Origin of the sequence: Calidifontibacter indicus (genome assembly GCF_003386865.1) — a bacterium.
GTDB lineage: Bacteria > Actinomycetota > Actinomycetes > Actinomycetales > Dermatophilaceae > Yimella > Yimella indica.
Genome location: NZ_QTUA01000001.1, coordinates 1,214,734 through 1,238,673, shown reverse-complemented (window position 1 = coordinate 1,238,673; position 23,940 = coordinate 1,214,734). Strand labels below are relative to the sequence as shown.

At 69.2% G+C, this 23,940-nt stretch carries 19 protein-coding genes; 6 read left to right on the top strand and 13 right to left on the bottom strand.

Annotated features, from left to right (window positions below; all coding sequences use genetic code 11):
* Positions 1 to 274: 274 nt before the first annotated feature.
* Positions 275 to 1,471 carry an IS110 family RNA-guided transposase gene (locus DFJ65_RS05935; RefSeq protein WP_115921497.1) on the bottom strand — a complete coding sequence of 399 codons (1,197 nt, stop codon included), beginning with the start codon at positions 1,469 to 1,471 and terminating at the stop codon, positions 275 to 277.
* Between the two features lie 250 nt (positions 1,472 to 1,721).
* Here DFJ65_RS05935 and DFJ65_RS05930 point away from each other — a divergent pair, with 250 nt between their 5' ends.
* Complete coding sequence (locus tag DFJ65_RS05930) at positions 1,722 to 3,299, top strand: HNH endonuclease signature motif containing protein (protein ID WP_115922231.1); 1,578 nt, start codon at positions 1,722 to 1,724, stop codon at positions 3,297 to 3,299.
* 162 nt (positions 3,300 to 3,461) lie between these two features.
* Here DFJ65_RS05930 and DFJ65_RS05925 read toward each other — a convergent pair whose 3' ends face one another.
* A complete protein-coding gene (locus tag DFJ65_RS05925; protein WP_115922230.1) occupies positions 3,462 to 4,259 on the bottom strand; it encodes a carbon-nitrogen hydrolase family protein in 798 nt (265 codons plus the stop codon).
* An 83-nt stretch (positions 4,260 to 4,342) separates the two neighbouring features.
* Between DFJ65_RS05925 and DFJ65_RS05920 the strand changes: the two genes are divergently transcribed.
* Entirely contained in the window at positions 4,343 to 5,329 is a 987-nt protein-coding gene (locus DFJ65_RS05920; protein WP_115922229.1) for a GTP pyrophosphokinase, read from the top strand.
* A 27-nt stretch (positions 5,330 to 5,356) separates the two neighbouring features.
* Here DFJ65_RS05920 and DFJ65_RS05915 read toward each other — a convergent pair whose 3' ends face one another.
* From DFJ65_RS05915 to DFJ65_RS05880, 8 genes are all read right to left on the bottom strand, one after another.
* The gene (locus tag DFJ65_RS05915; RefSeq protein WP_115922228.1) at positions 5,357 to 5,965 is read right to left on the bottom strand and encodes a DNA-3-methyladenine glycosylase I; all 609 of its coding nucleotides are present in this window, start codon (positions 5,963 to 5,965) and stop codon (positions 5,357 to 5,359) included.
* Entirely contained in the window at positions 5,962 to 6,573 is a 612-nt protein-coding gene (locus DFJ65_RS05910; protein ID WP_115922227.1) for a methylated-DNA--[protein]-cysteine S-methyltransferase, read from the bottom strand. The genes DFJ65_RS05915 and DFJ65_RS05910 overlap by 4 nt, the downstream gene beginning before the upstream one ends.
* Positions 6,570 to 7,091, bottom strand: coding sequence for an RNA polymerase sigma factor (locus DFJ65_RS05905; RefSeq protein ID WP_115922226.1), 522 nt, complete (start codon positions 7,089 to 7,091; stop codon positions 6,570 to 6,572). Before DFJ65_RS05905 ends, DFJ65_RS05910 begins: the two co-directional genes overlap by 4 nt.
* Before the next feature lie 92 nt (positions 7,092 to 7,183).
* The gene (locus DFJ65_RS05900; RefSeq protein ID WP_115922225.1) at positions 7,184 to 9,976 is read right to left on the bottom strand and encodes a M6 family metalloprotease domain-containing protein; all 2,793 of its coding nucleotides are present in this window, start codon (positions 9,974 to 9,976) and stop codon (positions 7,184 to 7,186) included.
* Between the two features lie 123 nt (positions 9,977 to 10,099).
* Positions 10,100 to 11,551, bottom strand: coding sequence for a WS/DGAT/MGAT family O-acyltransferase (locus tag DFJ65_RS05895; protein WP_147301322.1), 1,452 nt, complete (start codon positions 11,549 to 11,551; stop codon positions 10,100 to 10,102).
* Entirely contained in the window at positions 11,548 to 12,471 is a 924-nt protein-coding gene (locus DFJ65_RS05890; protein ID WP_115922223.1) for an alpha/beta fold hydrolase, read from the bottom strand. Before DFJ65_RS05890 ends, DFJ65_RS05895 begins: the two co-directional genes overlap by 4 nt.
* Entirely contained in the window at positions 12,461 to 13,312 is an 852-nt protein-coding gene (locus DFJ65_RS05885; RefSeq protein WP_115922222.1) for an esterase/lipase family protein, read from the bottom strand. The genes DFJ65_RS05890 and DFJ65_RS05885 overlap by 11 nt, the downstream gene beginning before the upstream one ends.
* Before the next feature lie 5 nt (positions 13,313 to 13,317).
* Positions 13,318 to 14,160 (bottom strand): serine hydrolase, encoded by an 843-nt coding sequence (locus tag DFJ65_RS05880; protein ID WP_115922221.1) that lies wholly within the window; start codon positions 14,158 to 14,160, stop codon positions 13,318 to 13,320.
* A 74-nt stretch (positions 14,161 to 14,234) separates the two neighbouring features.
* Here DFJ65_RS05880 and DFJ65_RS05875 point away from each other — a divergent pair, with 74 nt between their 5' ends.
* Together DFJ65_RS05875 and DFJ65_RS05870 are read left to right on the top strand one after the other, a co-directional pair.
* Positions 14,235 to 14,669, top strand: coding sequence for a pyridoxamine 5'-phosphate oxidase family protein (locus DFJ65_RS05875; protein WP_115922220.1), 435 nt, complete (start codon positions 14,235 to 14,237; stop codon positions 14,667 to 14,669).
* A gap of 214 nt (positions 14,670 to 14,883) precedes the next feature.
* Positions 14,884 to 16,266: a hypothetical protein gene (locus DFJ65_RS05870; RefSeq protein ID WP_115922219.1), complete on the top strand. Its 1,383-nt coding sequence runs from the start codon at positions 14,884 to 14,886 to the stop codon at positions 16,264 to 16,266.
* On the opposite strand, the gene DFJ65_RS05865 is transcribed toward DFJ65_RS05870, so the two are convergent.
* The 3 genes from DFJ65_RS05865 to pdxH all read right to left on the bottom strand — a co-directional run bounded on the left by DFJ65_RS05865 (position 16,263) and on the right by pdxH (position 20,180).
* Entirely contained in the window at positions 16,263 to 18,167 is a 1,905-nt protein-coding gene (locus DFJ65_RS05865; protein WP_211308374.1) for a potassium transporter Kup, read from the bottom strand. The two genes, DFJ65_RS05870 and DFJ65_RS05865, sit on opposite strands and share 4 nt — an antisense overlap.
* Positions 18,168 to 18,248: 81 nt before the next feature.
* Complete coding sequence (locus tag DFJ65_RS05860) at positions 18,249 to 18,944, bottom strand: iron-dependent transcriptional repressor DtxR (protein WP_115922217.1); 696 nt, start codon at positions 18,942 to 18,944, stop codon at positions 18,249 to 18,251.
* Positions 18,945 to 19,499: 555 nt separating this feature from the next.
* A complete protein-coding gene (gene pdxH / locus DFJ65_RS05855; protein ID WP_115922216.1) occupies positions 19,500 to 20,180 on the bottom strand; it encodes a pyridoxamine 5'-phosphate oxidase in 681 nt (226 codons plus the stop codon).
* A gap of 32 nt (positions 20,181 to 20,212) precedes the next feature.
* Here pdxH and serC point away from each other — a divergent pair, with 32 nt between their 5' ends.
* Both serC and pepN read left to right on the top strand, forming a co-directional pair.
* Positions 20,213 to 21,337, top strand: a complete 1,125-nt coding sequence (serC, locus tag DFJ65_RS05850) for a phosphoserine transaminase (protein ID WP_115922215.1) — start codon at positions 20,213 to 20,215, stop codon at positions 21,335 to 21,337.
* 42 nt (positions 21,338 to 21,379) lie between these two features.
* Positions 21,380 to 23,938, top strand: coding sequence for an aminopeptidase N (pepN, locus tag DFJ65_RS05845; protein ID WP_115922214.1), 2,559 nt, complete (start codon positions 21,380 to 21,382; stop codon positions 23,936 to 23,938).
* Positions 23,939 to 23,940 lie beyond the last annotated feature (2 nt).

Sequence of the window (23,940 nt, the reverse complement as noted above, 5' to 3'; positions counted from 1 at the left end):
CAGCCGCGACTCGTGCGCGGCTGGGGCCCTTCCTTGTCCGTGCCTGTGTCGTTGCCGCACCTGTGTCGGACGGCTTGTCCACAGCCCTCCCGTCGAGCGTGTGTTTGCCTGTGGATGAATCGACTGAACGAGGGGGCTGTGGATACCGACGGGTATCGAATTCTTGTGTGTTTCAGTTGAATTCGTGGCGCGAAGTCTTGTTTCGGGGTTCGAACGGGTGTACGCTTAGCGTATTCCGCACGGCACACCTGGGGAGGTGTCCCTATGGTCTTCGTCAAGCGGCGGCTGGGGTTTTCTGTTGGTAGAGGGTTCCGTCGCGAAGCATCGCGTACAGCACGTCGCAGCGTCGTCGGGCGAGGCAGATGAGGGCGGCGTTGTGCTTCTTGCCTTGGCCGCGTTTGCGGTCGTAGTACGCCCGCGAGGTCGGGTCGTGCAGTGCGGCGAACGCGGCGAGGAACATCGCTCGTTTGAGGTGCTTGTTGCCGCCTCGGGCGGGGTGCTCACCGCGGATCGAGGTGCCGGATCGGCGGGTGACGGGTGCGAGGCCGGCGTACGCGGCGAGGTGGCCGGAGGTGGGGAAGCTCGAACCGTCGCCGACTTCGAGCAGGATCCGTGCGCCGGTCCTGACGCCGATGCCGGGCATCGAGGTCAGGACCGCGGCAAGAGGGTGGGCATCGAGCATGTCCTCCAGTTGGGTTCCCAGCTCGTCCCGGTCGTGCAGCAGGCGCGCCAGTCCGGTCGCGAGTTTGGGCAGGACCAGCTCGGCGGCTCGGGTGCCAGGGACGGTGACGGTCTGCTCGGTGAGCGCTGTCTGGATGTCGTCGACGAGGCGTTGGTAGGAGCGGGGCGCGCGGGGTTTGGCGACGGCGAGCAGACGTCGCCGGCCGGCCGCGCGCAGGCCGGTCGGGCCACCGAAGCGGGTCAGGAGTTCGAGGACTGCCGGGTGTTGGATGCGTGGGCCGAGGACACGTTCGAGGGCTGGGTTCACTTGTGTCAGAAGGCCTCTGATCCGGTTTGCTTGCGCGGTGACCTGCCCGGCCAGGTCGTCATCGAAGCCGACGATGACTTCCAGGTCGGCCAGGGTGTCGTCGCCGACATCAACCCGTCGCAGGGCGTGCGGCATCGACCGGGCAGCTTCGGCGATGACGTACGCGTCCCTTGCGTCGGTCTTGGCGTTGCCGGGGTGCAGGTCGGCGATACGGCGCATCGCCAGCCCGGGCAGATAGGCCACATCGATACCCATGGCTCGGGCGACCGCGACGGGCAGCGCGCCGATCGTTGCGGGTTGATCGACCACGACCAGCAGGCGACCGTGCGTGCCGAGTTCGGTCAGCAGGCCACGCAGCGACGACTCGTCTTGGGGCAACGGTTTGTCGTGCAGCCGTGTGCCATCGACGTTCAGCGCGCAGGCGTGGTGCGCCTGTTTGCCGACATCGAGCCCGATGTACACCGCGTAGTCAGGTCGGGACATGGTCCCCTCCTCGTGCGTCCGAGCGGCTGGTCACCAGATCAGGCGCAGGAAGCCGACATCCACGTTACGAAGAGACCTACCCAGGCGTTCGGGCGGCCCGGTCCCTATCAGCGGTCCACCAGCGCCACCAGCACCCGGTGACAACACCTCCCGGATCATGCAAGCGACAGGGGTGATCAGTCATGCCGGGGCCGGCGACCAGGGGCCTTGCTTCAAGGCCCATCAAAGACGGTAACGGGTGAATCCGGACATGACCCCAGACGAAGGCAGCGATCAGCACGTCGACCAGCAGCGTGATCAGCACGCTGGCGAGGAGTCTCTCGACCAGCCTCGCGATCAGGCGTTGTACGACTCGTACCCGGGTGAAGCCGCCGCCTGTGCCGCGCTGGTGTCCGACGCGGTGGCCGCCGTATCCCGGTTGGCGCGGTTGACCGGCAACCTCACCGACACCGAATTGACTTCCGTCATGAGGTCGCTCGCGCTCGTTCATCAACAGTCGGAAGCGACGATGGTCGCCGTCACCAGTGACGCGATCGACCGCGGGGTCGTGTACCGGTCCACCGCTGCGGACGCGACCCAATGGGTGCGCCGACTGTCCACCGGTGAAAGTGCGGACGCGTTGCTCGGTGCCGAGTCCTGGTCCGTGGCCGGTCCGCTGGTGCCACTCGATGAACCCGCCACCAGTGAAGGCGCGGCTGAGGCGGGGGACAACGCCAGTGACGCGGCCGACGACCGGGCCGGCGACCCCACCACTGACGAAGCAGAGGCGTGGCGGTCGGGTCTGGAACCGTCGCACGCGTCCCGGATCGCGAAGCTCGCCGAAGCTGCCCGCTCCCCGTTGAACCAGGCATTGGCCGACGCGGTCACCTCCGGGCAGGTGAACACCACGATCGGGAAAACCTGCCTGGACACCATCGACAAGATCAAAGCGGTGCTGCCGAAAGCGAGCCGGGACGAAATCTACGGCTGGCTGCTCACGTTGGGCCCCGGCGCCGGCGCCAAAACGGTGCGGGAACTGACCAAGCGGATCCTGGCCCAGTACAGCGACGAGGTGCTCGACGAGAACGAAGACGCCCTCCAGAAAGTCGAATCGTTGTCCTGGTCGGATTTGCCGGGTGGGATGGTCCGGTTCACCGCCGACCTGTCACCCGACCACGCCGAAGCCCTCATCCACGGCGTCCAATCACTGGCGGCACCGTCCCCGAAATCCGCGTGTTGCGACGACCCGCACCACCGGCACACCCCCGACCAAGACGGCAACTCCCAGAAAACCGGGGAACCCGACCCCCGCACCCCCGGCAAACGCCGCGCCGATGCGTTCCTGCTCCTCCTCGGCCTCGGCGCCGCCGCCGTCGACAACGATCCAGAGGTCACACACCGCGGCAGTGCCACCCTGGTGGTGACGATCGACTTCCTCGTCCTCACCGGACTACTCGCCGGACTCGGCACCACCGATACCGGCACCGGCGTCACCCCCGACACCGTCCGGCAACTCGCCTGCGACGCAGGCATCCTGCCGATGGTCCTCGGATCGAAGAACCAACCCCTGAACGTCGGCCGCAAACGAAGACTCGTCGACAACGAACTACGACGCGCGGTCATCCACCGCGACAAACACTGCACCTACGCCGGCTGCGACCGACCACCCGTCATGTGCGAAGTGCATCACCTCGTCCCGTGGTTCCAAGGTGGCGAAACATCCCTCACCAACAGCGCCCTGTTGTGCGATACCCACCACCGCATCGCCCACCGCGACCACCTCACCGGCACCGCCACCAACACCAGCGTCACCTGGCACTACCAAGCCATCAGCACCCACGCCGCCTGACCCGCAGCCGGCTCCAGTGAAAGATCACTGCTGCTATCACAGCAGCAATCCTTCACTGGGCGGCCGCACGGGAGCCACTCCCCCAAGACCGCTCCGCGACGGGGCTGGCCGGCCCGGCCGAGGTCTACTCGGACTGTCCTTACCCGTCCAGCAGTCGCCGAACTACTTCGGCGCGACCGTGAACCTACGGTTCGCCAGGCTCGGGTTGCGCTTACGCACCGACGCCACCCGCTCCGGGTCGAGCACGGCCGATGCGACGCCCTTGGCCTCGCCCGCGTTCGCCACGACGACACCCATCGGGTCGACCACCATCGACAACCCGGTGCATTGCGGCCCGGTCTGGCCCGACGCCACGACGTAGACGGTGTTCTCGATCGCGCGCGCCCGCAGCAGCGTCGTCCAGTGGTCTTCCTTGGCGGATCCGACGACCCATGCCGCCGGCACGATGAGTGCGTCGGCGCCGGCGTCGACCAGCAGGCGCGCCATCTCCGGGAAGCGCAAGTCGTAACAGGTCATCGTGCCGAAGGTCATGCCGCCGAGCTCGAAGGTCACCGCGCGCGGGTCGCCGGCCCGCAGCCGGTCGGACTCCCGGAAACCGAACGCGTCGTAGAGGTGCACCTTCTCGTAGGTGTCGATGAGCTCGCCGTCCGCACCGACCACCAGCAGCGTGTTGATGCCCTTGTCGCTCTGCTCGTCGACCACGGTCATGCCGGCGACGATCGCGACCGAATGCTCCTTCGCGAGCGCCGAGACGAGCGAGCCGAACTCCCCGTCGACCGGCTCGAGTTGGTCGCGGTAGTCGACCTTCGGATCCTGCACCGCGTACATCGAGTACTCCGGCAGCACGACCAGTTCCGCACCGGTGGCGGCGGCCTGCGCCACCAGTTCCCGGACGGCGGCGCGGTTGGCGGCCTTGTCGGTGCTGCCACCGAACTGCGCGACGGCGACGTGCGGTCCCATGGGTCCTCCTCGGTCGACTCTGTGCGAAATCCACCTTCTCGCATCACACCCGTTGTTGGCGCGCGGGGTGGTTGGATCGGCCCATGACCCGTCGTCCGCACCGCCAGGCAGTGGCCGCGTACGCCGCGAACCACGCTGAGACCCAAGCCGCCACCGTGGAGTTCGTCGACCTCATCACCGCGATCATCGACGACGCCGGCATCAACTACCTGTCGATCACCGGGCGCGCGAAGAGCCCGAAGTCGTTCGCGGGCAAGGTGGCTCGGCGCGCCGACGAGCTGACCGACCCGCTGGTGGAGATCACCGACCAGGTCGGCGTGCGCGTGATCACGTACGTGCAGAGCGACGTCCAGGCGGTGGCGGCACTGCTCACCGAACAGTTCGGGGTGCTCGAGGATCGCGACCTCGGTCTCGAGGCCGCCAACGAGGGACGCTTCGGCTACGCCAGCCGGCACCTGCTGGTCTCCCGTGACAAGGACGCGCACGCGTACGACCCGGCGCGGTGCGCGTCGGTGCAGTTACGCACGGTGCTGCAGCACGCGTGGGCCGAGTTCGAGCACGATGCCCGGTACAAGGGCGATGTGCCGCCCGAGCACGCGTCCGACCTCGACCGTCGGTTCACGCTCGCGGCCGGCCTGCTCGAGCTCGCCGACCGTGAGTTCTCGATCATCCGCGACCGGCTGCAGTCGGGCCTGGGCGAGGTCACCGAGGTCATCAGCGGCGACGACACGCTCAGTGCCACCGATCTGGCGACCTTCCTCGCCGGCCGCTACACCGGTTCGGGCTTCTCCCGTGCCGAGCACTACGCCCTGTCGGCGCAACTGCTCGGCGAACTCGGCATCACCTCGATCGAGCAGCTCAGCGAGGTGCTCGCCACCACCGATTCGGACGGCACGATGCGGGCCATGGGTTACCGCTACCCGCCCGGCGCCGCCCGCCGGCTGGACGACGACCTGCTCGCGTCGTTCCGCGAACGCTATGTCGATCTGCCGGGCAATGCAGACCGCCGATCGACGCTGCGCGGACGCCTGCAACGGCTCCCCGACCGGCACCCGTCCGACGACGACTGAGCCGCGATTCGTGCCGGGCGGGTTGGGTCAGGCGGGCCAGACGCCGGAGGTGCCCCGGCGGTGCGAGCTCATCAGGTGGGTGTCGACGATGCCGATCGCTTCCATCAGCGCGTACATCGTGGTGGGGCCGACGAAGGAGAACCCGCGTCGGCGCAACTCCTTCGACAACGCGACCGACTCGGGCGAACTCGTCGGCACCTGCGAGAAGTCGGTCGGCATCGGGGTCGCTTCGGGCTTGAACGACCAGATCAGCGCCGACAACCCCATCTCCTCTCGCAGCGCGATGGTGGCGCGGGCGTTGCCGATCGTCGCGACGATCTTCTGCCGGTTGCGCACGATGCCTGCGTCGCCGAGCAACCGCTCGACGTCACCCTCGTCGTAGCCGGCGACGACGTCGGGGTCGAAGTCGTCGAACGCGGCACGGAACGCCGGACGCTTGCGCAGGATCGTCGCCCATGACAGCCCGGCCTGGAACGCCTCGAGGCTCACCCGCTCGAAGACGCCCCGTTCGTCGGTGACGGGCATCCCCCACTCGGTGTCGTAGTAGTCGCGCAGCAACGGGTCGGTCGCCGCCCAGACCGGGCGGCCCAGTCCGTCACCGCCGAGCACCACACCGTCGAGCAGGTCGTTCGTCACGTGGCACCTTCCAGTTCGAGCAGAGTGGTCTTCGCGGCGAGTCCGCCGAGGTAGCCGCCGAACGACCCGTCGGCCCGCAGCACCCGGTGGCAGGGCACCACGATCGGCAGCGGGTTGGTGGCACAGGCCGTGCCCACCGCGCGCACCGCCTTCGGGTTGCCGGCCAGCGCAGCCACCTCACCGTAGCTGCGGGTCTGTCCGTAGCCGATCGACGGCAGCAACCGCTGCACCTCCTGCCGGAACCCGGCGGACAAGGACAGGTCGAGCGCGAGATCGAACGTATGCCGCTTCCCGTCGAAGTACTCGTCCAATTCCTTTGCCGCCGTGTCGAGTTGGGCCGGCGAGCGCAGGATGCGCGGGCTCACCCGTCCGGCGAGGAACTCCAGCACCCGGTCGTGGTCCTCGCCCTCGAAGGCCACCCGCACCAGGCCCTTCGGGGTGGCTGCGAGCAACAGTCGTCCGACCGGGCTGTCGATGCTGGTGTAGGCCACCTCGAGCAGGCCCTCGGCACGGGCGGCGGCTTCCAGTCGTCGGTGCAAGGAGGCCATCGCCGCTGCATCGATGGGGGCGCCCATCGGGGCATCGATCGGGGCACCGCTGTCGTTCATCGCTGATCCTCCTGCGTCGTCTGATCCGTCGTCGAATCCGTCACCGAATCCATCGCCGGATGTTTCCTGCGCAGAGCCTTCAGGCCGTCGGCGTTCGCCCGCCGCGCGGCGTCCTCACTGCCACCGAGCACCGCCGCGATCTGCGCGTACGACAACCCACCGAGGTATCGGAACGCGATCGTGCGCCGCTGCTTGTCGGGCAGTTGCGCCACGAGTTGCCACAGCTCGTCGTCACCCTCGCCGGGCACCCCGAGCGCACTCGGAGCCTGCGGGAGCTGCGGCAACGGCACCGCGCGTCGCGCGGCACCACGATGGACGTCGATCGCCTTGCGCCGCGCGATCGTCACCAACCACGCCTCGACGTTCGCACCATCGGGCAGCTGCGGGTAGGCCCGCAGCGCCGCCAGGAAGGTCTCCGACCACGCGTCGTCGGCGTCGTGCGCCCCGAGCAGCGCTCGGCACACCCGCAACACGGTGGCGCTGTGCTGCTCGACGACCGACTCGAACGGAACCTGCATGTTTTCCTCTCGCTCTGCACCCGGTAGACGGGCGGCGGGCGACGAACGTGAGACGGCGGCCTAACAATTTCTCGAACGGTTTCGAGGGCCGGTTACGGCACGTACCACCCGCTGACGTCGGTGATCAGGTGGGTCGCACCGGCCGAGTTGTAGAACCGCACCACGCCGCCGGTGCCCAACTGGGTCGAGGCGAGGTTGGCGATCGTCATCCCGGGGCGCCAGTTGAGCACGGACGTCGACGGACGGGTGCCGCCCGGCCACAGCGTCAGGAACCCGTTCGCCGTGGTCTGGGTGACCGTGGTGTTGCCGACGAGCGCGGCCGCGTCGACCGGCACCCCGGACGCGGTCGTAGTGAGGTCGACCGCGAGTTCGCGGCCGGCCCCGATCTTCGCCGCGGTCGGCACCCCGATCGGCACCCGGGTGTCGATGACCCGCTTCGGGGCGCTCGAGCGGTAGACGAACGCGCCGTTCGGGGCGAACCAGCCGACGACATCGGCCAGCAGGTGCGTTGTCCCTCGACTGTTGAACATGCGCACCTGGCCGTTGGTGCCGACCGGGGTGTAGACGAGGTTCGCCACGGCCGGTGTGCCCGCCGCCCAGTTGAGGTTGGAGGTGGTCGGGCGGGCACGCCCGGCCGGGTAGACGGTGAGGTACGACGCGGCGGTCGCGTTCGCGGCGGTCACGTTCATCACGACCCCGGTGGCGTTGCTCGGCACCCCGCTGGCACCGCCGGCCACGGTCAGCACCCGCTCCGCGCCCGCGCCCAGCGCGGCCCCGCTGCGGGTGTCGAGGATCCGCTTCGGCGACATCGGCGAGAACCTGCTGCCCGGGGTGCCCGCCTTGCGGTAGTAACCCACCACGTCGACGAGGTAGTCGGTCGCTCCGGTCGACCCGTTGTAGATGTTCACCGTGCCGGTCGTTCCGACCCGCACCACGACCAGGTTGGGGGTGCCGCTGGTGTTTCCCGGGAAGTTGAGATTCGACGCGGACGGCAACGCGGTGCCGCCAGGGTAGACGGTGGCGTAACCGTTCGAACGTGACTGCACCGCAGTCGCATTGATCACGACGGAGTCGACCTGGTCGACCGCCAGCACGCCGCCGCGGCCGGTGATCTGCACCGTGCGGGTTCCCTTGGCCGGCACCGGTGCCCCCGACCGGGTGTCGAGCAGCCGGACGGGGGTCAGCGGGCTGTACGTGCCGGCGACCACCGTGGTGTTCGCCCCGGTGAGCGTGGGGGTCATCGTGGCCGCGCATCCGCCGGTCTGGGTGAGCGATGCAGGCGTGGCCGCCCCGCTGTACAGCTTGGAACTCGGCACCGTCGTGTTGTTGAACCGTTGCTGGTTGGCGACGCCGTGGAAGGCGTCACCCGGCGCGCCGTTGTACCACTGAGTGTCGAGGCCGGAGAGGCCGTCGGCCTCCTCGATGTCGACGAGCCGGTGGGCGTCGTCCCAGTTGCCGGCGACCGATTCGTCGACGTGGTAGACGATCAGCCCGCAGCCGGGCACGGCGTAGTCGAGTCCGTTCGGTTGGCGGTTCTCGACCAGGAAGTATTCGCCCGACCCGGTGCCGGGCTCGTCGACCCCGCCCGGGTTGGCCAACATCCGGTAGACGGACGGCGAGGTGGAGGCCTGGCCGATCGACGCGACCGTGCTCGAGGTGACCTCGATCGGGGTGGTCCAGCCCTGGTAGTACTTGCTCCACGCATCGGGCAGCACCGGCGAGTCGCCGAGCAGCGTGCGCGTGCCCCAACTGCCACCCGACATCAGGCTCCACCCGCCGATGCCGGAGGAAGATCCGTCGATGTCGTAGAGGTCTGGCCAGCCGAGGTCGTGGCCGAACTCGTGGGCGATGATGCCGAGCGTGGCGGTGTGGGCGCCGTCGGTGTCGCAGTGCGACTCGCCGAACATGGTGTATCCCTGACCCGCCACCTGCACGCCGTCGGGGTTCGCCACCGGCGCCAGCCAGGTTTGGTGGCCCCATACGCTCGGACCGCAGGTGTCGCCGTACGACGTCTCGTAACCGGCCACGATCACCGTGATGTGCAGTTCGCTCGGTGAGACGACACCGTCGCGGTTGGTGTCGTAGGCGGCGTAGTCGACGTAGGGGTTCGAGGCCGTGATCGCGGCGTAGGCGATGGTGTCGGCCTTCACGAAGTCGTCGCGCGGGTCGGGGTGGCGCATCGGCAGGGTCAGCCAGCCGACGACACCGTCGCTCGCGGTGCCGGACGTCTCGGCCGCAGGCACCACGTCGAGCTTGTCGTAGCTGGCGGTGCGGTAGTAGGACTGGAGACTGTTCGTCGCGCCGAAGAACTTCGAACTCCACTGTCCCGGAGTCGATCCCACCGGTCCACGGTCGGTGAAGGCGGCGAGCAGCACCAGCGTCTTCTGGGTGCCGGTGAACCGCACCGCCGGCGCGGCGACGGTGCGCGCCGGCATCTGGTCTTTGCTCGGGTGGAGGTCCTTCGACTTCGCCGGCGGCGCCGAGCGGCCGTTCGCCGGGGTGTCGCCGGCCACCGGTTGACCCGCCGCGTCGAGCGAGGTGGCGTAGCGCCAGTAGCCCGCGGAGTTCTTCGCGACGGTGTGCCCGGCCACCTCGTACCAGTTGCGGGCCGCGTCGCCCTTGCGCTGCGCCACGACCGTGGTGCCGTCGGGCTGCCGCAGGATGTGTTGCTGCGGACTGACCGGGGCGCCGCGCTGCTGCAACTTCTCCAGCTGCTTGGCCTTCGGCGCCTTGGCGTCCGCCGTGACCGACCGTGCCGGCGCAGCGGGGCCCGCCGATACAGCGGCTGCTGCCACGGCGGGCATCGGCATCGCGGCCGAGCCACCGGCCACCGCCGTCACTGCCGCCGCCACGACCGCGATCCGTCGTCGCCACCCTGTACGCATGCGTGAAGTCCCTTGATCGAGTCGGGTTGTCGAGCAGCACTCTGCCCGACCCGGCTGACAACCCACGACGCTGCCCTGTCAGGGACGCGGATCGTGTCCCGGCTGTGACCCGGAAAAGGGAGCTCAGGCGTGCGGCAACTGCTCCGCCGCGTCGAGCAGCGTGCGCAACTCCTGCGCCATCTGGTCGGCGATGCCCTGCGGATCGGGCACGAGGTCGGGGTCGGTGGTGATGCCGACGTGCAGGTTGCCCCGGTAGCCGAGCAGGGTCACGTTGAGCCCGAGCCCGTCGGTGAGCACCGACACCGGGTAGATCGCCTCGAGCTTCGCCCCGGCGACGTACGCCTGCTCGGACCCACCGGGCACGTTGGAGATCACCAGGTTGAACGGCCGCATCGCGCGGAACAGGCCGGTCTCGAAGACCGCCCGGGCGGCCCGACCGAAGATGACCGGCGGCGCGAACTCCATCGCCGACGTCAGCACGTCGGGCGGCACCGCCCCCTTCTTCTTCTTGGCCGACCGGCTGAACCCGCTGCTGCGCTTGAGTCGGGCGACCGGGTCGTCGAGATGGGTCGGCAGCGTGGTGAACATCGCGGTGACGAAGTTGCCCTGGTCGGAGCGCTCGGCCTGCACCGCGACCGGCACCATCGCGACCAGCGGCGCCGACAGGATGCCGCCGTCGTGCAACAGCCAGTGGCGCAGCGCGCCGGCGGTGACCGCCATGACGACGTCGTTGACCGAGGTGCCGAACGCGTTCTTCACGGCCCGCACGTCGGCCAACGGCAGGTCGGCGACACCCACCCGGCGACGACGCGAGATCTGCGCGTTGAACGAGGTGGTCGGCGGTCGCACCGGGAGCGCGTCTCCCCCGGCGGCGCTGCCGGTCTTCTTGGGCGCCAACGGATTACGCGGCTTCAGCGCGTCGAACGGCAGCACTGCCGGCGCCCACTTCGCGAGCCCGCTGACCACCGTCCACGCCTGCTCGGGCCGGCGCAGCATGCCGACCGCCGAACGGGCCAACAGACTCACTCCGGACGGCGCGGGTGCCGGTTCGAAGTCGTCGGACGCCGGCGGAGCGGGCGGGGTGGGCTGCAGGTCGATGAGTGCGGTGAGCACCTCCATCCCCGACACCCCGTCGATCACCACGTGGTGGGTCTTGTTGATGATCGCGACGCGGCCGCCCTCCAGCCCGGTGACCAGGTAGGCCTCCCAGAGCGGATGGGTCATGTCGAGCGGCCGTTCGTGCAGCCGCCCGGCGAGCTCGAGCAGCTGGGCCATCCCGCCCGGCCTCGGCAACGCCGACTCGCGCACGTGGTAGCGCAGGTCGAACCGGTCGTCGTCGACCCAGTAGGGCCGGTCAAGGCCCAACGGCACCTCCACCAGACGCTGCCGGAACGCACGCACCCGACCGATCCGACCGCCCAGGAACTCCAACAGGTGGGCCAGATCGAACGGCTCGTCCACCGCCGCCGGGTCGAGCACCAGGATGCTCGTGATGTTGCCGGTCATCGTGGAGTTGTCGAGCCCGAGGAACGCAGCGTCCAACGGCGACAGCTGCTTGACGGTCGAGCGCTTCATGCCGCGCTGCGTACGTGCGTGCCGACCCACTGCGCGATCGTCGACGCGGTGCGCTCGGGGTGTTCGAGCATCGGCACGTGGCCGGTGTCGTCCCACTCCTCGTAGCTCCAGCGCGGGTTCGCCCGCTTGGCCCAGCGCGCCGCCTCGACGCCGACGAGGCGGTCCTGCGCGCCGTTGATCAACAGCACCGGCGCCTCGATCGACCGGTAGCGCTTGAGCACCTGCCCGTGCGAGATGATCTCGCGGAACATCGTGCGGGTCGCCAGACCCATCGCCGCCATCACTTCCGGGTAGCCGCGGCGGATCTTCGCCAGATCGACGTGGGCCTCGAAGACGTCCAGGTCGAGGCTGTCGCGCTCGGCCAGGCACACCCGCATGGCCACCTCGACCTCCGCCTCCGGGGTCAACGGACGCTTGCGGACGCGTCCGACGATACCCGAGGCGGCCGGCGTGGCGAGCGTGCGCAGCGACGCCAACTGGCGCCCGGGGTAACGCTTCGGCACCGGCATCGCCGGGCCGAGCAACACGACGGCCTGCACCAGTTCGGGGTGCATCGAGGCGACCATCGCGGTGATCAGCCCGCCCATCGAGTTGCCCACCAGCACGACCGGCTCGCCGGCCACCTGGTCGATGAACCGGCTGACCAGCCCGGCGTTGCCGCGCACCGACGACGACAATTGCTGCGCCCGGGTCAGGCCGAACCCGGCGAGGTCGATCGCGTAGACGTGATGTCCCGCCTCACGCAGCAGCGGGGCCACCTGCATGAAGTTCAGCGCCGCACCGCCGAGGCCGTGCACGAACACGACCGGGGTGCCTTCGCCGCCGAAGTCGATGTAGTGCGCCTCACCCTTGAGATCGACCGTGCGGTACTCGCCGCCGCGTTCGGCCAGCATCGGGGCAAAGGGAAGGTCAAGCGACATGTTCGTCTCCAAGGAGAGTGTCGGGACGGGGAAAGAACGGTCGCAGGTGCAGCGGGGGGCGGTAGGGCTCCAGGACGTCCTCGGGCAGCGCGAGCCGGTCGGCCACCGCGTGGAAGACGTAGGGGTCGAAGCCGATCGACAGGTGCCCCGAGCGCACCCGGATGTTCTCGCTCAGCCCGGTCGCCGGTTCGAGGCAGTGCTGCCAGGCGACGATGCCGTCCTCCCGGGAGTAGATCGAGGTGGCCGGCACCGGTACCGGGTAGGCGCTGCGTCCGGTGACGGTCGGGATCTCCTCCTCCTTGGGTGCGTGCAGGTGAGCGAAGTGGGCGAACATCCCGCCGGCGTGGGTCTGTCGGTGGTGCTGCAGCCGGTAGGGCGAGGCCAGGGTGATCACGCGCCGCACGCAGTCGGGATGCAGGTGCGCGAGTTCGCGCGCGTAGATGCCGCCGAGACTCCACCCGATGATCGACACCTTCGCCCGGTTGCGGCGGGCGATCCGTTGGATGGTGGCCGGAAGTTCGGCGCGCACCGCCGCGGTCGGGCCGACGTTGCGGCCCAGGTGCCAGCCGTAGGGGCGCCATCCGCGCAGGCGCAGGAAGTTGCGCAGGGCGAGGGTCGACAGGTCGCCCGCGCCGAGACCGGGCAACACCAGCACGGGGTGCCCGTCGCCGCTCGCGGTGGTCGGCAGCAACGGCGTCGCCGACGCCATCAACTGCCAGCCGAGCGCCACCCGCGGCACCTCGGCCGCCAGCCACCAGCGTCCGGGTGCTTGTGCCGCGCGGGCGACGACAGACGCGTCGAGGGCCTTGACCGGGTCGACCCGGTTCGTCCTGCCTGCCATCGGCCTCAAGCCAGCGGCGTCGCGAGCTCGCGGAAGATGATCGAGCTGAGGCCGTTGAGCGTGTCGCGTCCGTAGCTGAAGCCGTTCGGCGAACGGGAGAGCATCGCCGCCTGGTAGTCACGGCCGTACCCCTTGATGAGGCCGATCGAATTGAGCCGGTAACCGCCGGTGCGCGGGCCCCAACCGTTCTTCACCTCGGCGTTGACCATCGTCGCGAACGACGGGGTGACGACTCCCCAGACCTGGCTGGCGGTGACGTGCGACATCCACGACCGCACGTACGTGCGCTCTGCCGAGGTGATGGCCGGGTGACCGTGCACCAGGTAGGTGGCCAGCTTCATCCAGTCCCATGCGGTGGTCGTGGAGTAACCCCACCAGGTGGCCGATCCGGCCGCCCCGCCGCCGCGCACCACGGTGTTGGCCAGGCCGAACAGGCGAGCGACGCGCTGCACGTTCGCGAGGCCGACTTGGGCGAACAGGGTGTCGGTGGCGGCGTTGTCGCTGAAGTCCATCATTCGGCCGATGAGGTAGCGCTGGTTCGCGGTGAGCGGACGGTTCTGCTCGCGCGACACCCGCAGCACGGTGCACAGGATGAGCACCTTGATCGTGCTGAGCGTCTCGTTCTGGAACGAGTTGTACGTGTACTGACGCCCGGTTCGGTTGTCCCACAACGAGACTCCGACGGTGCCGCCGCGCGACCGCAGATAGGCACCCACCACCGAATCGAGACGGGCGGTGGTGACAGCGCTCGCTTGCGGGGCTGTCGCGAGGCCGAGGGCGGTGAGGGAGCCGGCGCCGAGCGCGCCGAGCACCACGCCGCGCCGGCCGATCGTCGAGTTGTCGTTCACGGATCGAAAACTACTCCGTGTACTACCCGAAAGTAAGTACTACTATGTGTAGTAATAAGAGAAAGGACAGTCCGATGCCCGACCACACCTTCCAACCCGGCGAACTCAGCGACCTGGAGTCGTGGGACTTCCTGCGCAACCAAGAACTCGGACGGCTCGCCTTCCACCTCCTGGGCGAGGTGCACATCGTGCCGATCAACTACGCGGTCGACGACCAGCGGCTGCTGTTCCGCACCGCCGAGGGCAGCAAGCTGCTCGGCGTCACGATGAACGACGACGTCGCCTTCGAGGTCGACGAAGTGGTCGGCGAGGAAGCCACCAGCGTCATCGTGCGCGGCAGCGCCCACGTGCTCGAGGGCAGCGACGCCTACGTGGCCGACACCGTCCGGCTGCGGCCGTGGCTGGAGGGCGCGAAGTTCAACGTCGTGGCGATCGACGTCACCGAGATCACCGGACGCCGCGCCCACCTGCACCGTCCATGGGTCGGCATGCAGCACGTCGACGGCTGATCTCCGGACCCACCCGGCTCACCCGTCGAGGAAGTCGTCGAGCCCGGCGAGCAACCGGTCGACGTCGTCGTGGGTGTTGTATGACCCCACGCTTGCAGTCGCCGTGCCACCATGACAAGCGATGAATCACGGTGTGGATGTTCACGACTGGTGAACCCGCCGGACGCCGCACGGGCGCCCGCACATCGTTCGCCACAACCGGAAGGCACCTTCGATGTACCGCGCCGCAGCTTCGACACTGACCGCGCTCGGATGCGCGTTCGCCGCCGGCCTCTGCGCGCCGACCCCTGCGTCGGCCGCCTCCCCGACCGCTGCGCTGACAGCCGTCGCCCGCACGCCGGGTGGCAACTACCACCTGGCCACACCGACCCGCGTCGTCGACACCCGCTACGGTCAGGGTGCGCCGCGCGGCACCGTCGACCCGGGCGAGGTAGTGAAGGTCAAGGTGACCGGTGTCGCCGGCATCCCGACGACCGGCGTCGGGGCCGTCGTGGTCAACCTCGGCGCCGTCGCGGCGAAGTCGTACGGCTGGCTGGTCGCCTACCCCAGCGGTCAGGCCAAGCCCGCGACCTCCACGCTCAACTACCGCGCCGGGTGGACCGGATCGGCGACCGCGACGGTGCCGGTCGGTTCCGACGGCACGATCACGGTGATCGCCGGCGCCGGGTCGACCGACGTGCTGGTCGACGTCGTCGGGTGGTACTCCAGTGCCACGTCGACCCAGACCGGTGGCGCGTTGCTCGACCCGCAGGATCCATACCGGCTCGAGGACACCCGCTACAACGGCGGTGCGATCCCCGCGGGTGGCACCCGGGTCGAACAGTTCGGCTTCTACGACTCGGCCGGCTCGCGGCTGAAGGCGATCGCCGCCAATGTCACGGCCGTCGCCGGTTCGACGACGTCGGGTTACCTGACCACGTGGAGCGGCACCGGCACCCGTCCGGGCGTCTCGACCCTGCAGTACGCCCGTGGCGAGGTCTCCCCCAACACCACGAACGTCCCGGTCACCTATCTCGGTGTCGACGGGCTGGGCAGCTCCCGCTATTCCTTCTCGCTGACGGCGATGGGCGCCGGCGCAGTGAACGTGATCGTCGACGTCGTCGGTTACTACACGACGGCGGCGGACGGCGTCGGCACGGTCTACGTGCCGATGGCACCGCAGCGCCTGGCCGACACCCGCATCGGGCTCGGTGTCGCGAAGGGCAAGCGGGGCACGAACAGCACCGCCCAGATGCTGATGCCCACCGGCCTGGTGACCACCGCCCGCACCAAGGCGTTCGTCGGCAACCTCACCGGCACGGGTGCGACCAAGAGCACCTACCAGACGATCTGGTCGGGCACCGCGCCCACCGACAGCAGCACCATCAACATCGCGCCCGGGCGCGACCGCACCAACGGTTCGATCGTGCTCACCCCCAAGAGCGACGACGGCGCCCGTCTGCGGTACGCGGTCTTCAACCAGAACGCGTCCGCCGACTTCGTCATCGACATGACCGGCCGCTTCGACACCTCACCCGATCAGCCGGCCGGGGCGAGCAGCAGCAAGCGGATCGTCAGCCACCAGTCGTACCTGATGCCCGCGGCGAAGGGGCGCTAGAGCGCGACGTTCGCACCCATGATCACCGTGCGTTCCTCCGGCAACCGGAAGTACTGCACGGGGGTCGCCGCGTTGTGCGCGAGCCCGACGAAGATCCGCTTGCGCCACTTGGGCAGCGAGTTGTCCTGGGACATCTGCACGCTGATCCGGGACAGGAAGTAGTAGACCTCGTCGGCGTCGAACTCCACGCCCATGTCGCGCGCCTCCTCCAGCGCCGCCGGCACGTCCTGCTCGTCCTGGAAACCGAAGTGGACGGTGAGGTGGGTGATGTGGTCGTACGGGTCGCCGAGGTCGTCGATCGTGACGCGTTCCTCGATCGGCACGTGCGGCACGTTCGCCGACACCGTCGTCACGATGAGCACGTTCTCGTGCACCACGTGGTTGAAGTTGGCGTTCTCGCGCAGGGCCAACGGCGCGGTCTCCTTGTTCGGGTGCAGGAAGACCGCGGTGCCGGGCACCCGCATCAACGGGTCGGCGTGCAGGTCGTCGAGGAAAGGCAACAGCGGCCCCTCGAGCTTGCCGCGCCGCTGCGTCACGATCGTCTGCCCACGGCGCCAGGTGAACATCACGACGGCCACCATCGTCGCCACCAGCAGCGGCAGCCAGCCGCCGTGGGTCACCTTCGTGAGGTTCGCCGACACGAACACGACCTCGAGCGGAGCGAAGAGCAAGGCGACGAGCGCAATGCGCCAACGCGGCCACTTCCACTTCGTGTCGGCGAGCACGAGGAACATCACCGTGGTGATGATGAACATGCTGGTCACCGCGACGCCGTAGGCGGCGGCGAGCTTCTCCGACGACTTGAACACCAGCATCAGGATCAGCACGCCACCGAACAGCAGCCAGTTGATCACCGGCACGTAGATCTGGCCGCCCTCGTGCTCGGAGGTCTGGCGGACGGTGAGCCGCGGCAGGTAGCCGAGACGCTCGGCCTGCCGAGACATCGAGTAGGCGCCGGAGATGACCGCCTGCGAGGCGATCACGGTGGCTAGGGTCGCCAGCACCACCAGCGGCAGCGTCGCCCAGGTCGGGGCGAGGTGGAAGAACGGGCTGTCGATCTTGGACGGGTCTTCGAGGATCATCGCGGCCTGGCCGAGGTAGTTGATCACCAGACACGGCATGACCAGCAGGAACCATGCGCGGCTGATCGGCGGACGACCGAAGTGGCCCATGTCGGCGTAGAGCGACTCCGCGCCGGTGATGGCGAGCACCACCGCGCCCATCGCGACGAATGCGACCGGCGGGTCGGACACGATGAAGTCGAGCGCGTAGCTCGGCGACAGACCGCGCAGGATGTCGGGGTGTGCCGCGATGTGCGGGATGCCGAGCACGGCGAGAGTGATGAACCACAGCACCATCACCGGCCCGAAGGCGCGGCCGATGAGCTCGGTGCCGAACCGCTGGATCGAGAACAGCAGCACGATGATCGTGAGCGCCAGCGGCAGGATCCACTTGTGCACCGAGGGCGCCGCGATCTGCAGGCCCTCCACCGACGACAACACCGAGATGGCCGGGGTGATGATGCTGTCGCCGTAGAACAGCGCAGCCCCGATCACGCCGAGCACGACGACCGTCTTGAATCTCTTGCCGCCCGACTTCACGTTCTGCCGGGTCAGGTGGGACAGCGCCATCACGCCGCCCTCGCCGTCGTTGTCGGCGCGCAGGATGAAGACGATGTACTTGATGCTGACGATGCCGGTGATCGACCAGAAGATCAGCGAGATGATGCCCAGCACGTGGTCCGGTGACGGTTTCACGTCGCCGTGATCGATGTTGAACACCGTCTGCATTGCGTACAACGGGCTCGTGCCGATGTCACCGAAGGCGACGCCGAGGGCCGAGACGATGAGGCCTACGGCAGCCTTCTTACCCGTGGCTCTGCCGGGGTGGTGTGCAGTCACCCGGCAATTGTGCACGCGCCGGCGTACCCCCGCAGGTGAGCCTGCCCTTCGTGAGCCAGGTCATGCGCCCCGCGGGTCACGTCAGCCTTCGCCGGAGTCGACGAACACGTGGCCCGCGACATCGAGCGGCAGCGACACCTTGCCGGCGCCGGAGACCTCGACCAGCACCCGGTCACCTTCGCGGCGGGCCCGGATCGACGCGCCGGGCGCGACTCCGGCGCCGGTGAGCACGGTGAGGGTGTCGTGGTCGGCCTGAGCAGGTTCGCCGATGCGGCGCACCACGTGCTCGGAGTCGGCCTCGGTGACCCGCACGGCCAGCGGCTCGACGCCGTCGCGGAAACGCATCGCGTTCGCGGCCTGACCCAACTCCTCCAGCCCGGGGATGGGGTTGCCGAACGGCGAGAGCTCCTTCTCCTCCAGCAGCCCGAGGATCTTCAGCTCGACCCGCTCGCTCATGACGTGCTCCCAGCGGCAGGCCTCGTCGTGCACGAACTCGAGCTCGAGACCGAGCACGTCGACCAGCAGTCGCTCGGCGATGCGGTGCTTGCGCATGACGCGCGTCGCCAGCAGGCGGCCGTGCTCGGTGAGTTCGAGATGACGGTCTCCGGCGAGGGTCAGCAACCCGTCGCGTTCCATCCGGGCGACGGTCTGCGAGACCGTCGGCCCCGAGTGACCCAGCCGCTCGGCGATGCGCGCGCGCAGCGGCACGATCCCCTCCTCCTCGAGGTCGAAGATCGTGCGCAGGTACATCTCGGTGGTGTCGATGAGGTCGCTCACAGGGACAAGATTGCCATCTTCCACCGACAACCGCCGACCTCGCCCCGACGACCGATCTCCGCCGGGCGTCGACTTCGGCCACGAATCCGATCGACCGAGTTGCCCAAAGCGGTTTGCATCGGGCCCGCGATGAGGTAGAAATGACCCCGACGGAGAACTACCCCTTGGTTCTCGCGTCCTGGACGCTCCTTTGTTGAGCGTCGCGGCCGGAGCGCACCCCTTGGCGCTTCGGCCGCTTCCATTTTCCACCCCGTCCGCCGCGTTGCTCGGCTTGCGGGCAGGGAACAGCCCGTGGGCTCCGGCTGGTGCCGGATGTGTGCTGGACGGTGCACACTCCCACGGGCTGCGGCGGTTGCGATTGGATTTCGCTCCGCTCGTCCGAGGTCAGCCACTACGGGCGAACCGAACGGATTGCGCTAGCGCGCAACCACCTCACGCGTCCGATGAGAAATCATGAGTCGGACCACCTCCTTTCTCGTGTACGACGAGCCTAGGTCGGGGGTCGACGCCGATCAACGGTTTTTTCAGCCCGCGGACGCGCGGGCCGACGACGGGTCAGGGCTGGCGCCGCTCGACCCGCCACGCGCCCTCGGTCGACAGGTCGCCGTCGCCCTCCCGCACGAACACGAGTCGGTCGTGCAGCCGGGAGGAGCGCCCGGCCCAGAACTCCACCTCGTCGCACTCGATGACGTAACCGCCCCAGCCGTCGGGCAACGGCACGTCGTCGGGCCGACCGGTGTCGGGCCACCGCTGTTCGAGTTCGTGCACCCGCTGTTCGAGCTCGCCGCGGTCGTGCAGCGGCTGCGACTGCGCCGACGCCCACGCGCCGACCCGGCTGCCCCACGGGCGCGACTCGAAGTAGCCACGCACCACGTCGCGGTCGAGTTGCCGGGCACGGCCGCTGAACCGGATCGCGTGGAACAGCGGCGCCCAGGTGAGCGTGCCGGCGATCTGCGGGTTGGCCGCCAGATCGCGCGCCTTGCGCGAGTCGAGGTTGGTGTAGAACCCCGGACCGGCGGGTTCGAGGTAGCGCATCAGCACCGTCCGGACGCTGGGCCGGCCGTGCTCGTCGACCGTGCCGATCGAGATCTGGTCGGGTTCGGGCAGGTCACCCTGCGCCTTGTTGCGTCGGCGGGCCTGGTCGACCCAACTGCGCACGAGTTCCCATGGGGCGGCGGGCAACTGCGACTCCTCGAGTCCTTCTCCGGCGTAATCCCAACGGTCGATCTGCTCCATGGCCTCACGCTACGCGCTGTCAGACTGGCCGGGTGAACGACGTCATCCAGATCCCCACCGACCTGCTGCCCGCCGACGGACGATTCGGCAGCGGCCCCAGCAAGGTGCGCCCCGAGCAGCTCGATTCCCTTGTCGCCCAAGGGCGCTCGGTGATGGGCACGAGCCACCGGCAGGCGCCGGTGCTGAACCTGGTGGCGAGCGTGCAGGAGCGGATGGCGCAGCTGTACTCGTTGCCCGACGGCTACGAGGTGGTGCTGGGGCTCGGCGGTTCGACCGGGTTCTGGGACGTCGCGGCCTGCAGCCTGGTCCGGGCCCGTAGCCAGCACGCGGTGTTCGGCGAGTTCAGCTCGAAGTTCGCCGCGGTCGCCACGGCGGCGCCGTTCCTCACCGACCCCGAGGTGCGCTTGGCCGAGCCGGGTGCGGTGGCCGACCTGGCGGCGTCCGACGGCATCGACCTGTACGCGACCGCGCACAACGAGACCTCGACCGGCGCGATGGTGCCGATCCGCCGGGTCGACTCGTTTGACGCGCTCACCGTCGTCGACGGCACCTCGGCCGCCGGTGGCACCGAGCTCGACGTCGCGCAGACCGACGTCTACTACTTCGCCCCGCAGAAGTCGTTCGCATCGGACGGCGGTCTGTGGATCGCGCTGATGTCGCCGGCCGCCCTCGAACGGGCCGCCGAGGTGACCGTGCGCACCGACCGCTGGGTGCCCGAGACGCTCAACCTGCAGACCGCGATCACCAACTCGCGCAAGCACCAGACGCTGAACACCCCGGCCCTCGCGACGCTCGTCCTGCTCGACGAGCAGCTCGGGTGGATGCTCGAACTCGGCGGCCTGGCCGCGTGCGCGGCGCGCACCGCCGACAGCAGCACGCGGCTGTACTCCTGGGCCGAGGGCACCGACTTCGCGACGCCCTTCATCGCCGACCCGGCGCACCGGTCGCAGGTCGTCGGCACGATCGACTTCGACGACTCGGTCGACGCCGCGGCGCTGGCAGCCACCTTGCGCGCCAACGGAATCGTCGACACCGAGCCCTACCGCAAGCTCGGGCGCAACCAGCTGCGCATCGGGATGTACCCCGCGGTCGACCCCGACGACGTCACGGCGCTCACCCGCTGCATCGACCACGTGGTCGGCGCACAGCGCGGCTGACCCGGTAGTTCCGCACCGAACGGTGTGTTTGACTGACTCCTCGTGGCAGCCGATCTGAATCTCACCTGGCAGGAATGCGACGCCCGCGGCGACCAGCTCGAGGTCGTGTCGTATCGCGTCGAACTCGACCTTCGCGAGGCCGCATCCGAGGCGACGACATTCGTCTCGCGCACGATCGTCGTCTTCGACTCCACCGGGCCGAGTACCTGGCTCGACCTGGTGGCCGACGAGGTCGCCTCGATCACGTTGAACGGCGCTCCGGTCGCCGCCGATGCCTACACCGGCGCGCGCATCCTCCTGCACGACGTGGTGGTCGGGCAGAACACGGTGGTCGTCGAGGCACGCTGCTCCTACAGCCGCACGGGTGAGGGGCTGCACCGCTTCACCGACCCCCAGGACGGCGCCACCTACCTCTACACGCACTGCGAGCCGACCGACGCGCGACGCATCTTCGCCTGTTTCGAGCAGCCCGACCTGAAGGGCCGGTTCACCTTCGCGGTGACCGCGCCGGCCGACTGGGTGGTGCGTTCCAACCAGCCGGAGATCTCCGCCGTGCAGGACGGCGCAGTCAGCACGCGGACATTCGCGCCCACTCCCCCGCTGTCAAGCTACCTCATCGCCCTCGTCGCCGGGCCGTACGCGACGGTCGAGGACGAGTGGTCGATCACCCGCGACGACGGCTCCACCCAGACGGTCGCGCTCACCGCGATGTGTCGCCGTCCGATGCTGGAGCACATGGAGTCGGACGAGATCTTCGAGCTCACCAAGGCCGGACTCTCGTTCTACGACAAGGAATTCGGCTTTCCCTACCCGTGGGGGAAGTACGACTCGGTGTTCGTGCCGGAGTACAACATCGGCGCAATGGAGAACCCGGGGCTGGTGACCTTCAAGGAGGACTACCTGTTCCGCGGCGGCGCCACGACGATGCAGCGCACCTCGCGTTCGGAGGTGGTGCTGCACGAGATGGCGCACCTGTGGTTCGGCGACCTGGTCACCCCGAAGTGGTGGGACGACCTGTGGCTCAAGGAGTCGTTCGCCGACCTCATGGGCTATCAGGTGAGCCAGGAGGCAACGCGGTTCGACCAGGCGTGGCTGCAGTTCGCCAGCGGCCGCAAGCTGTGGGCCTACACGGGCGACCAGTTGCCCTCGACCCACCCGGTGATCGCCCGCATCGACGACCTCGAAGCCGCCGCCCAGAACTTCGACGGCATCACCTACTCCAAGGGCGCTGCGGTGCTGCGCCAGTTGCAGGCCCTCATCGGCACCGAGGCCTTCTTCGCCGGCGCACGCGACTACTTCGCCGCGCACGCGTTCGGCTCGGCGACGATCAACGACCTGCTCGGTGCGCTGCAACCGCACACCGACCACGACCTGTGGCGGTGGGCCGACGCATGGCTGCGCACGACGTCGCCGTCGGTGCTGTCGGCGTCCGTCGAGCGCGCCGGCGACGGACGCATCACGAGCCTGAGCGTGCACCAGGAGTGCACCGACCGGATCAGCGGTGAGCAGGTCATCCGCCCGCACCAACTCGCGATCGCCGGCTACTCCTTGGGCTCCGCCGGACTGGAGAAGAGCTTCGTCGAGCCGGTGACCCTCACCGGTGAGTCGGCCGAGGTGCCGGACGCCGCGGGCCGCCGCGCCGACCTGGTGCTGCTCAACGCCGGCGACCTGACGTACGGCATCGTGCGGCTCGACGAGACCTCCCGGCAGGTGGCCGCGGCGCACCTGTCGACCCTGCCCGACGACCTCGACCGTGGCGCGGTGTGGACGGCGTTGTGGAACCTCACCCGCGACGGCCTGCAGCCGGCAGCCCGGTTCGTCGACGCGTTCGTGGCGCAGGCACCGTCGGAACCGAACGCGATGATCCTGCGCATCGTGGCCGGGCAGGTGCAGACCGCCGTGGGTCGCTACCTGCCGGCGGCCGAGCGCGACGCCGCGTACGCCGCGCTCGCCGGGGTGGCGCGCAACGCGCTCGCCGGCGCGCCCGCCGGCAGCGACCTGCAACGCACCTGGGCCGAGTTGGTCGCCGAATTCGCCTCGCACACCGACGAATTGGTTCCCGACGCGCAAGCGCTCGCCGCTGGCGAGGTGCCCGACGGGCTCGAGCTCACCGACAGCCTGCGCTGGCGACTCACTGCCGCCCTGGTGCGTCGAGGCGTGTGGGGCGATGCCGAGGTCGAGCAGGTGCTGGCCGACGACGACACCCTCATCGGGCGCACCAGCGCGCTCACCGCCCGAGCGGCCTCCCCAGTCGCGCAGGAGCAGACCTGGCGCGAACTCATCGACGGCCGGCCGACCAACGACGCGCAGCGCGCCCTGCTCGCCGGGTGGGCGATCAGCGATCCGGGTCTGGCCTTCGCCGACCGCTACGTCGAGTTGCTCGACACCGTCTGGGACGGGCGTGTGCAGACCATGGCCCAGCGCCTGGTCACCGGGCTCTTCCCCGACGTCGACGCCGATGACGACGGCCGCGCGGTGCTCGCGCGGATCCAGGCGTGGTACGACGACAATCCGGGCTCCCCGGCGGCGTTGCGGCGGGTGGTGCTCGAACAGATCGACCACGCGCAGCGTGCCCTGCGGGCCCAGGAATCGGGTCGCTGAAC